General features: G+C 28.7%; 10 protein-coding genes. All 10 read right to left on the bottom strand.

From position 1 onward, the window contains the following. The coding region (gene rpsB / locus AC8IGH_RS04265; RefSeq protein WP_507419480.1) for a 30S ribosomal protein S2 at window positions 1-569 on the bottom strand (569 nt) is incomplete at its 3' end. A gap of 123 nt (window positions 570-692) precedes the next feature. Next, entirely contained in the window at window positions 693-4,118 is a 3,426-nt protein-coding gene (dnaE, locus tag AC8IGH_RS04260; protein WP_507419479.1) for a DNA polymerase III subunit alpha, read from the bottom strand. A 4-nt stretch (window positions 4,119-4,122) separates the two neighbouring features. Further along, window positions 4,123-4,803, bottom strand: a complete 681-nt coding sequence (locus AC8IGH_RS04255) for an ABC transporter ATP-binding protein (RefSeq protein ID WP_507419478.1) — start codon at window positions 4,801-4,803, stop codon at window positions 4,123-4,125. Continuing rightward, the gene (locus tag AC8IGH_RS04250; protein WP_507419477.1) at window positions 4,796-6,019 is read right to left on the bottom strand and encodes a lipoprotein-releasing ABC transporter permease subunit; all 1,224 of its coding nucleotides are present in this window, start codon (window positions 6,017-6,019) and stop codon (window positions 4,796-4,798) included. Before AC8IGH_RS04250 ends, AC8IGH_RS04255 begins: the two co-directional genes overlap by 8 nt. 1 nt (window position 6,020) lies before the next feature. Then, window positions 6,021-7,343 (bottom strand): proline--tRNA ligase, encoded by a 1,323-nt coding sequence (proS, locus tag AC8IGH_RS04245; protein ID WP_507419476.1) that lies wholly within the window; start codon window positions 7,341-7,343, stop codon window positions 6,021-6,023. Further along, entirely contained in the window at window positions 7,343-7,594 is a 252-nt protein-coding gene (locus AC8IGH_RS04240; RefSeq protein WP_507419475.1) for a DUF1467 family protein, read from the bottom strand. Before AC8IGH_RS04240 ends, proS begins: the two co-directional genes overlap by 1 nt. 3 nt (window positions 7,595-7,597) lie before the next feature. Beyond that, complete coding sequence (locus tag AC8IGH_RS04235; RefSeq protein ID WP_507419474.1) at window positions 7,598-9,268, bottom strand: ribonuclease J; 1,671 nt, start codon at window positions 9,266-9,268, stop codon at window positions 7,598-7,600. Next, window positions 9,268-10,029 carry a type III pantothenate kinase gene (locus tag AC8IGH_RS04230; protein WP_507419473.1) on the bottom strand — a complete coding sequence of 254 codons (762 nt, stop codon included), beginning with the start codon at window positions 10,027-10,029 and terminating at the stop codon, window positions 9,268-9,270. Before AC8IGH_RS04230 ends, AC8IGH_RS04235 begins: the two co-directional genes overlap by 1 nt. Continuing rightward, complete coding sequence (locus AC8IGH_RS04225) at window positions 10,026-10,724, bottom strand: biotin--[acetyl-CoA-carboxylase] ligase (protein WP_507419472.1); 699 nt, start codon at window positions 10,722-10,724, stop codon at window positions 10,026-10,028. Before AC8IGH_RS04225 ends, AC8IGH_RS04230 begins: the two co-directional genes overlap by 4 nt. Continuing rightward, window positions 10,725-11,684, bottom strand: a 960-nt coding sequence (locus tag AC8IGH_RS04220; RefSeq protein ID WP_507419471.1) for an NADH-quinone oxidoreductase subunit N, incomplete at its 5' end; no start/stop codon positions are given.

Below are 11,684 nucleotides of genomic sequence, written 5' to 3'. Positions count from 1 at the left end.
CTATCAACAACTGCAACTATTGGAATTTTTAATTTTTTAGCTTCAGCAATTGCTAATGACTCAATATTTGTATCGATAACAAATAGCATATTAGGAACGCCTTTCATCTCTGCAATTCCACCTAACGATCTATTTAACTTATCTCGTTCAAGACTCATTTTAATAAGTTCTTTTTTAGTAAAGCCTTTATTTTCTTTGTTAAGTTCTTCTGTGAGTTTTTTTAATCTTCTTATTGAATTGCTAATAGTCTTCCAATTAGTCAACATTCCACCAGGCCATCTATGATTAACAAAGAATTGTCCTGTTTCCTTAGCAACTTCTGCAATCAACTCGCTTGCCTGTTTTTTTGTTGAAACGAATAAAATTTTACCACCAGAAGCTACACATTTATGCATTTCTAGCATTGCATTATTAAGTAATTTTACTGTTTGAAGTAAATCAATAATGTGGATTGAGTTTTTTTCCCCAAAAATAAACTTCTTCATTTTTGGGTTCCATCTAAAAGTCTTGTGACCTAGATGCACGCCGGCTTCTAAAAGCTCTTTTACGGACGCAGCAGGTATGTTCATTTTTTTCTCCGGTTATTTCCACCACAGTTTCTGCCTTTATTGGACCGGGGGGTATTTCTACCCACAACTGTGTGCGAATTTTTAGCGTTTTATATTAAAATCTGGAAAAAACGCAAGTGAATACTAGTGAAATTTGCATTCAAAACCTGAACTATTAAGGACACTAACTATATTGGCATCAATTAACTTATTAGTTTTAAGATTAAAAATGTAGTTTTTATCTTTAGAATTCATTCTAATTAAAACTTTTGTATCACCTCCATCTTTTAAAATTTCTTTTAACTCATCAATACTTTCTAAATTTTTAATAAAAATTTCAGCATTATTAATTCTTGCCTCTTTAATTGAATTAATCTCAGTTAGTTTTCGAACTGTTAATCTTGTAGTTCCATTAGCCATTTTTTCTTTAACAATATTTATCAAAAAAGAATTTCCTGGTAACATTTTATCACGATTTCCTAGTAAGATTTCTGAAAAAATAAATAGTTCATACATTCGACTAAGATCACTTAGTTTAATAATTGCAAATGGCTGGCCTTTTGCCGTTTTCTTTTCTTGAATAGCCATTAAAGTACCAGAAAGAACAAATTCTTTATTTAAATCATTCTCTGAAATATCAGAAAATTTTTTTACATTATAAGTTTTTAATATTTTTTCATAATTTAAAAGTGGGTGTTCACTAATAAAAAAACCTATAGATTCAAATTCATTCTTCATTTTTTCATTTTGATTCCAAGATTCTTTTTTATTTATTAAATTTTCTAAAGATGGAATTTTACTATTCTTATCATTTCCAAATAAACTATCCTGTAAAAGATTTGTTTCATTATAATTTTTAGAAATCTTAATAATTTCAGGCACGGCATCAAATAAAAATTTACGATTACCTTCTAAGCAGTCAAAAGCGCCAGATTTAATAAGACCTTCCATTTGAAGTTTATTAATTAATTTTGAATCAACTCTTAAAATAAAATCTTCTAAAGATTTAAATTCACCTTTATTTTTTCTATCATCAATTATTTGATTAATTGATTCATAGCCAACTGCCTTGATTGCTGCTAATGCATAATAAACTTTATTATCTTTAACAATAAAATCTGCAAAAGAATCATTAATAGATGGAAGCACCACCTCTATCTTTAATCGTTTTAATTCTTCATAATACTCATTTAATTTATCCGTATTAGCTAAATCTAAATTCATAGAAGCTGCAATAAAATAAAAAGGATAGTGAGTTTTTAAATAAGCTGTCTGATAAGCAATTAATGCATAGGCTGCTGCATGACTTTTATTAAATCCATACTGTGCAAACTTCTCAACTAATTGAAAAATGTAAACAGCTTGATCTTTGGTAATTCCATTTTTAACAGCTCCTTCTATAAAATCTTTTTTCTGCCTTTCCATTTCTGCTGATTTTTTCTTACCCATGGCTTTTCTTAAAATATCAGCTTTGCCAGCTGAAAATCCTGAAAGGCATTGAGCTATTTGCATCACTTGTTCTTGATAAATAATAACTCCGTAGGTTTCTTTTAAAATATGCTCTATTTTTGGATGAAGATAATCTGGTTTTTCTACGCCATGCTTACAATTATTGTATTTAGAAATATTCTGCATTGGACCTGGTCTAAAAAGAGCGACTAATGCGATGATATCCTCAAATTTATTAGGCTTCATTTGCTTTAAAACTTCTCTCATTCCTGCGCTTTCTAACTGGAACACACCCATTGTTTCTCCTGAACATAAAAGTTCAAAAGTTTTTGGATCATCAAGAGGAAGGTCTTTTAAATTTATTTTAATGTTATTATCTTTAAGAGAATTAACAGTCTTTTTTATAACCGTTAGTGTTTTAAGACCCAAAAAATCAAATTTTACAAGTCCAGCATTCTCAGACCACTTCATGTCAAATTGTGTAACCGGAATATCATTTTCTGAATCAAAATCTTTATATAAAGGAACAATTTCTTCAATTTGTCTGTCTGCAATAACTATACCAGCAGCATGAGTTGCAATATTTCTATAAAGTCCCTCAAGTTTAATTGCTAATTTAATTAACTTATCGATCTTAAGATCATTTTTTTGAGCCTCTTGAATTCTTGGCTCAAGTGCAACGGACTCTTGTAATGAAAGAGGTCGCGAAGGATCAAAAGGGATCATTTTTGAAAGAGAGTCTACAACGCTATAAGGTAAACCAATCACACGACCAATATCTCGGATTGCCATTCTAGCTTGAAGTTTTCCAAATGTAATAATTTGTGCAACTCCACCTTTATATTTGTTTTTCACATAATTAATTACTTTGTCTCTATCTTCCTGACAAAAATCTATATCAAAATCTGGAATTGAAATTCGATCTGGATTTAAAAAACGCTCAAAGATTAGTCCAAATTTAATTGGATCTAGTTCAGTGATAGATAACGCCCAAGCAACTAAAGATCCTGCTCCAGATCCTCTTCCGGGTCCTACAGGAATATTATTATTTTTAGCCCATAAAATATAATCAGAGACAATTAAAAAGTAACCAGAAAATTTCATCTGGCTAATCATTTTTACTTCGTAGTTTAATCTATCTACATAAATCTTTTTAGTTGCTTCAATTTGCTTAGGGTCAGTAATATTTTTCAAAATAACTTCCTTTAATCTTATCTCTAATCCCTTATGAGCTAATTCTTGAAGTACAGAATCAATATTTTTCTCAATTGAAGAAGTAGTGATAAAGTTTGGAAGTAAGGGTTTGTTTGGTAGTGGTCGATATAGACATTGGTATTTTAAATTATGATTATTTTCTAAAGCATCTGGTAAATCAGCAAATAATTTAAGCATTTCTTCGTTGCTTTTAAGATAATGTTGGTCTGAATAGCTAATTCGATTTTTATCCTCTACATAAGCTTTTTGGCCAATACAAATATATGCATCATGAGCCTCATACATATCTTGATGAATATAAAATACTTCTTGTGAAGCTATAATAGGAACTTTTAAAGATTTAGAAGTACTAATTAAAAAATTTTCTATTCTGTCTTCATTGACCTCATTATGTCGCTGTATTTCAAAAAATAAACTATCTTTAAATGCGGACTTTAATTTACTTACATTATTTAAAAATATCTTATCTTGATTATTAAGAATAAGTTGAGATGTTAAAGTATGTTTTCCACCCAATAAAATAAAAAGCCCACTGCTGTAATCTAGCAAATCTTTAATTGTGCAATGAGGCGCATCTGTTTCATTAATATCTAAATAGGACTTAGAGGAAAGTTTTAATAAATTTTTATAGCCATCCTCATTTTTTGCAATCAGTGAAATTTTACCAATAATATTGTCAGTTTTTATATTAAGTTGAGTTCCAATTATTGGATGAACTCCAACTTTTGATAATTCTTCTGAAAACTCTAAAGCTCCACTTAAATTGTAAGAGTCAGATATTCCAAGAGATAAAAATTTTGAAAGTTTTGCATATTTTGCTAATTCTTCAATTTTAACTGCACCTTCGCAAATTGAGTACTGAGTATGAATTTTAAAGTGATTAAAAGTAATATCTTTGAGACTCATTTTTCTATTTCAAAATTCTAACATTAGAATCTTGAATAGCTAACTGAATATCTGCTTTGTCAGACAATTCTCTATTATGAGTTGCAAAAACAATTAATCTTTCTTTTGATTTTAAACTTAAAAGTACTTCAAAGACTTCATTTGCCGTTTTGTTATCTAAATTACCTGTTGGTTCATCTGCTAAAATTAGTTCAGGTTCATTTATTAAAGCTCTTGCGATTGCAACGCGCTGCTGTTCACCTCCTGATAATTCATGAGGGTAGTGATTTAATCTTTCTTTTAAACCAAGTTTTACAAGTAAGCTCTGAGCTTTATTATAAGACTGATTTTTATCTAAATTATTAACTAACAAAGGTAGAACAACATTATCTATTGCTCGAAGATCAGAAATTAAATTATTAAATTGATAAACTATTGAAATACTCTTTCTTCTATAGACTGTTTTTTGATCATCTATTAAATCAATTAAATTCACATCATTAAAAAAATAGTCACCTTGGTCAACGGTCTCTAATAAACCTAAAATATGCAAAAGAGTAGATTTACCAGAACCAGAAGGTCCTATTAAAGATACAATATTATTTTTACTTAAAGATAAATTAATGCCATTTAAAACTTGGATATTTTTAGTGGCATCAATGTATTTTTTTTGAATATTTTTTAACTGTAAAAAATTATCAGTCATATTTTAATCCTTTAATTGGATTAAGTTTAGAAGCTGAGATTGCAGGATATAAACTTGCAAAGAATGTAATCAACACTGAAAATAAACAGATAATAAGAACTGATTTAAAATCTATTAATGATGGCATTTTGCTTAAAAAATAAATCTCAGGAGGAAAAACTCTTACATGAAAAATAAAGCTTACAAATTGTCTGATAGCTTCTATGTTGTAAGCAAAAACTATCCCAAGAATTACTCCAAATATAGTTCCTGTAATTCCAATAAAAGATCCCATAATAAAAAAGATTTTTGAAATAGAAAACTTAGACATTCCGAGAGTGTTAAAAATTGCAATCTCTTTAGTTTTATTTTTAACCAAAATTGTCATGCCAGTTACAATATTAAATGCAGCAACAATAATAATAAGTGTTAAGATAATAAACATCACATTACGCTCAACTAATAGAGCATCAAAGAATGTTTGATTATTATCAATCCATGTTGTGAAGTAATAATTTTGAAAATTTTTCTGTAATTCTTTTTTATAAAAATCAACGTTATGAACGTCTTTAATCTTAATATCTACAGATATAAGATTTTTATTATTTTTAATAAATTCTAAAGCATCACTATAGGGAATAAAAATGTAGTTATAATCTAACTCTGAAACTCCGCTTGAGAATGTAGAGGCTACTTTATATGTGAATTGTTGAGGTAATTTACCAAATGGCGTTGAAACATTATTTGCCGAAAGTACATTAATCTTATTATTTTTCGCAATTCCAAGTTTATCTGCCAAGGCTGTACCGATGATAACTGAGCCCTTCTCATAACCAGTTAAATCTTTGGCAAACTCGTCCTTGAGTAAGTCTTCTTTATTAATTCCAATAATTCCAATTCCAGAGTTAGTTCTTTCTGAAATTAATAACCCTTGAGCTTTAATAACTTTTCTAATGCTTTTAACTTCAATTTTTCTTTCATTAAAAAACTGAGTTAATTTAGGAATATTTAACTCATCAGTACCAACAGAATGAACAATAATATGAGGATTAAACTTTAAAAGTTTATTAAATAATTCAGCTCTAAACCCATTCATTACTGACATAACAATAATAAGAGTTGCAACCCCAATAGCTATTCCAAGAAAAGAAAAAATGGAGATAATTTTTAAAAAACTATCCTTTTTTTTTGATCGAATATAATTTTTAATTATTAATAATTCTGCAGCGGAAATCAATTTAGCCTTTTAATTTTTTTATTTTTTTAATTATCTCTTCAATTGTTAACATTTCTGTTTTTGCGTTTAGCTCTTTAAATTCTAGTTTATCATCATTACTTTTTGAACCGATGATAATTTGATAAGGAATTCCTATTAGATCAAAATTTTTAAATTTACTAGATGGACTTTCAAGAGTGTCATCTAAAATAGCATCAATGGAATTATTTAGTAAAGTTTCATAAATTTTACGAGCCTTATCTAAAGGTGCGCTATCTGATTTATTATTAAGAGGAATAACTGCAATATCAAATGGAGATATCTCAAATGGCCACTTCATAACGCCTTCGATACATTTTGCTTCAATTACTGCTGCTACAAGCCTTGAAACTCCAATTCCATAAGATCCCATTTCAACATTCACATTCTTACCTTCTTTATTTAAAACGTTTGCTTTCATAGGTTTTGAATATTTGTTACCAAAATAAAAAATATGACCAACTTCAATTCCTTTAGTTGCTAACTGATTTTCTTTTGAAACTTTTTTATTAAATTCTTCTTCAGAATGCTTTTCATCAGTTGCGCTATAAGGTGTTGAAAATGCTGTAATCATTTTATTAATAGAAGCTTCAGAATTATCAAAACTATTCACATCAATATTAAGCAATGATTTATCTAAATAAACCTGACTTTCTCCTGTATCTGCTAGAATAATAAATTCGTGAGAGGCGTCACCTCCAATGGGTCCTGAACTTGCACGAAGCGGTAATGCTTTTAACTCTAATCGAGTAAACGTTCTAAGATATGCATAAAACATTTTATTATAAGACTTAATTGCATCTTCCTTATTAAGGTCGAATGAATAAGAATCCTTCATTAAAAATTCTCTGCATCGCATGACTCCAAATCTTGGTCTGATTTCATCTCTAAATTTCCACTGAATATGATAAAGAATTAAAGGCAAAGATTTGTAAGACCTTACATTGTCTCTAAAAATCTCAGTGATAAGTTCTTCATTAGTTGGTCCATATAATAACTCCCGATCGCCTCGATCTTTAATCCTAAGCATTTCCTGACCATAATCATCGTATCTACCACTTTCTTTCCAAATATCTGCTGATTGAATAGTTGGCATTAACATTTCTTGAGCGCCTACATTATCTTGTTCTTCTCTAACAATTTGTTCAATTTTTTTTAAAACTTTATGTCCCAAAGGCAACCATGAATAGATTCCAGCTGCACTTTGCCTAATCATACCGGCTTTAAGCATAATTTGATGCGACTTTAGTTTTGCATCAGCTGAGACTTCTCTAAGAACAGGAAAAAATAACTTTGAAATCAACATTAAAATAATATTTTTCTTATATAAAACAAATCTAATTTGTCTAAAGCAAATATTAAAGAAAAAATAATCGTGGTTATAAGCGTAGTTATTAAAATCTTCATTTTCATTTTTGATTCAATTGGTGCCCCAGGATCAGTGCCTTTTTGAAAATTAGGTGAATCAATTTGATTTTTAACGCCGAAGGGTAATACCATAAATAAAATCACCATCCATAAATTTACATAAATAATAATACCGCCTGTTATCGACATAAGTTAAAGTCTAACTAAATTAATATTCACTAAAGGTTTTTTTCCTGATTTTTCATTAATTAATTTTCTGCAATTACCTTTTAAAGTATCAATTAAATTTTTTTCTTGTTTTGAATTATTTAAATTAAAAGTTTTACAGGTATTCATCACCACATCCTCTAAATCATATTCAATTTCACCTACATCCTCTTCAAATAATGGAATTCCTTTTAGACTAATAATTGGATTATTTTTGATCTGCCCATTTTTAGATATTAATACTGTAATTTCCATATATCCATTTGCTGCAATATTTCTTCTCTCTTTTAAAACAGAAGAATCGTTATCAATTAAAACTTTGCCATCTAAGTAAATTCTTCCCCATGTAACTTTATCTACTACTTCAGGTTCTCCTGGGGAAAGTCTTATGATGTCACCATTGCTTACTTTAATTGGAAATTTTACGCCCATTTCGTTTGCAAACTTAATATGTTCCGCAATGTGTCTATGCTCACCATGAACAGGAATTAATATTTTAGGTTTAACCCATGAATACATTTTTTTAAGATCATCACGAGCAGGATGTCCAGAGACATGGATCATAGAATTCTCCTCCGATAAAACGTTAATATTGTTCTTAGAAAAATCATTAAAAATCTTAAATAATTTTTTTTCATTTCCTGGAATAATTCGTGAAGAGAAAATAACATTATCTTCCTTTTCTAAATGCACATCTGGATGAGTTCCATTTGCAATTCTTGCTAATGCAGCTCTTTGCTCTCCTTGAGAACCTGTGCAAAGAAATACAATTTTATTTTTAGGTATTTTTTTTGAATCTCTAACGTCAATTGGAACTTTTATATCTTGTAAATAATTGCACTGTCTTGCCAGCTGATAAATTCTATTCATCGACCTTCCAACTAAACAAACTTGCCTGCCGATTTTTTCTGCAACTTTAAATACTGTTTCCATCCTTGCAACGTTCGATGCAAAAGATGTAATAACAATTCTATTTTTCATCTTTTCTAAAATAGTTAAAAGACCTGTTCTTACTAAAATTTCTGACCCTGAAGTTCCTAAATTAAAAATATTTGTAGAATCACAAACCATTGCAAGAACGCCATTTTTTCCAAGTTCTGTTAATTTTTTAACGTCAGTTTTTTCACCAATTAAAGGATCATCATCAATTTTCCAATCCGCTGTGTGCAAAACAACACCTTCGGGCGTTTTAATTGCAAGTCCATTTGGTTCTAGAATTGAATGAGTTAGTGTTACGTAATCAATATCAAAAGGTCCTAATTTTACATTTCCACCTAATTCAACAATTTTTAAATGATTACCTATATTAATTTTTAATTCTTTGAATTTTTCTCTAACAATGGCCGCGGTAAATGGAGTTGCATAGATTGGACATTCTAACATTGGCCACAAATGAGCAATTGCACCAACATGATCCTCATGAGCATGGGTCAAAACAATACCTAGTAAATTATCTTTTTGATTTGCAATAAATTCTGGGTTAGGCAAAATAACTTCGATACCTGGAATATTATCATCTGAAAAAGTAACTCCAATATCAACGATAATCCATTTGTATTCACTTGGCTTACCGTAGCCAAATAAATTCAAATTCATACCGATCTCTCCTGCTCCACCTAGAGAGCAATAAACTAGCTCTTTTCCACCTTTGACCATTAAATATTTTTTAGATTAAATTTTAAAATTTCAGCTACACCTTTAAGTGTTATTTGCTGATCAATAACTTTGTTTTTGAAAGGAAATGAGGAAAAGAAAATATTTGCAAGTCCTCCAGTAAATATAACGAGGTACTTCTTATTTGTTTCTTTCATAATTTTATTCACTAGTTCTTTAATTAAACCAATATAACCCCAATACATACCGTTATTCATCGCCGTCTTTGTATCTTTACCAATATATTTAGTGGTTTTTTTTAATTTTATTAATGGCAGCTTAGCAGTTGCTTCTTTTAAGACCTTTAATGACAGATTGATTCCAGGCGTTATCATTCCGCCTAAATAAACATTCTTAACTATAACATCGAAAGTTGTAGCAGTACCAAAATCAATAATAATTGAATCTCTTTTATAAATCTTAAAAGCAGCAATGGAATTTACTATACGATCAGAACCAACTTGTTTAGGCTTATTAATTTTAATTTTAACAGGTAGTTTTATATTATTATTTTTAATTTCAATTAAGTGAATATTCTTTTTTTTTAAATTTATTTTTAAACGATTAAAAACCTCAGGAACAACACTTGAACATATAGCTTTTTTGTAAAAATTTTTTTTAACTTTTTTATCAATAACTTTAAAGTGTCCTTTTAAAATATCTGCGGTGTCTACTGTAAAACTATTAGAAAATTTATTAGTTAATATATTAAAATTAACAAAATCTACATTTGTATTACCAATGTCGATAATTAAATAATTCAAACTATCCTACCATGCGTAAAATAATCTTTGTGATTATTATGCTCTAAAATTAAAGCACCGTTGTTATTAATACCTTTAAAAATACCTTTATAAATCCTATTGTTTAATTCAAAATTTATAAACTTGTTTTTATATAAAGCATATTTATTCCAATTTGCAGAGATCTTTTTAAATGAATATTTTTTATTAATAATATTAACTGTAAAAGCATTTTTTAGCTTTTCTACTAGTTCATTTAAATTAATTTTTTTCTTTGTTTCCTTATTTAAGAATGTCGTTGGATACTTTTTAATTCTTGGGGAAGATTTTACATTAATACCTATACCTATAATTAAATAAAATTTACCAAAAATAATACTTTCCTGTAAAATTCCACAAACTTTTTTGGCATTAATATAAAGATCATTAGGCCATTTTAAAGCAATATTTTTAATATTATAAGTTTTTAAAATATTTTTAATTTGTAATTGCACGAGGAACTGAATCTTTTTTAAATTATTTCTCAATATTGGAAAAAATATAGTGAAGTATAAATTTCCTTTTGGAGAACTCCAATGATTACCATATGTACCACGACCTTTAGTTTGTTCATCGGCAATAACAATTCCCTTAAAAATTTTATGTTTAGTAATTAATGATTTCGCAAAATCATTTGTGCTCTCTATTTTTGTAAAATTAAAAATAGGCAGATTCATTTATTTAATATTTTTTGTAATACTTTCTACAATTGTATTAAGTGAGGATGGATCGATAAAATAAAATAATATAACAACGGTTGAAACAATTATTGAAAATTTCAAGCCATAGCTATAATCTTTACTATAACTTTCTTTAGCTGCATCAAAATAGATAACTTTTATAATTCTAAGATAATAAAATGCTGCAATTACAGCAGACAACAAACCAATAACTGCAAGATAGTAAATTTTTTGTTGGATGATAGCTAAGAAAATATAAAATTTTGCAAAAAAACCTGCAAGTGGAGGTATTCCTGCAAGTGAAAACGTTAATATTGTCAAACAAACAGCAATAAGAGGATGATGTTTTGAAAGTCCCGATAAATCAGAAATATTTTCAAAATAAACTCCATTTCTATTTAAAGACATAATGCAAGCAAAAACACCAATATTCATAAAAACGTAAATAACTATATAAACTAAAACAGCGCTTAATGACTGAGGTGTAGCAATTGCAAGTCCTGCAAGTATAAAACCAACATGGCCGATAGAGCTAAAAGCCATCAGTCGTTTCAAATTACTTTGGCCAATAGCAGCAACGGCTCCAAGAAACATAGATGCAATCGACAGAACAATAATAATAGTTTTCCATTCACTGATGAAATTTGCATATGGGACGTTTAAAAATTTTATTAAAGCTGCGATAGCTGCAACTTTGGGAGCCATAGCAAAAAATGTTGTAACAGATGTAGGTGAACCTTCATAAACATCTGGAGCCCACATATGAAATGGAACTGCAGATACCTTAAATGCTATTCCACATAGAATAAAAACTAATCCAAACTTTAAAGCTCCGCTATGTTCTGTTGCAACTTTTGCAATTTCTGAATAATCCACTGAACCTGTAAATCCATAAACTAACGAACAACCATATAATAAGAGACCTGAAGATAAAGAGCCTAAAACAAAGTATTTTAA

It is taken from the genome of Candidatus Allofontibacter sp. (assembly GCF_038145245.1).
Classification (GTDB): domain Bacteria; phylum Pseudomonadota; class Alphaproteobacteria; order Pelagibacterales; family Pelagibacteraceae; genus Fontibacterium.
This window is presented reverse-complemented; position numbering and strand designations above follow the sequence as displayed.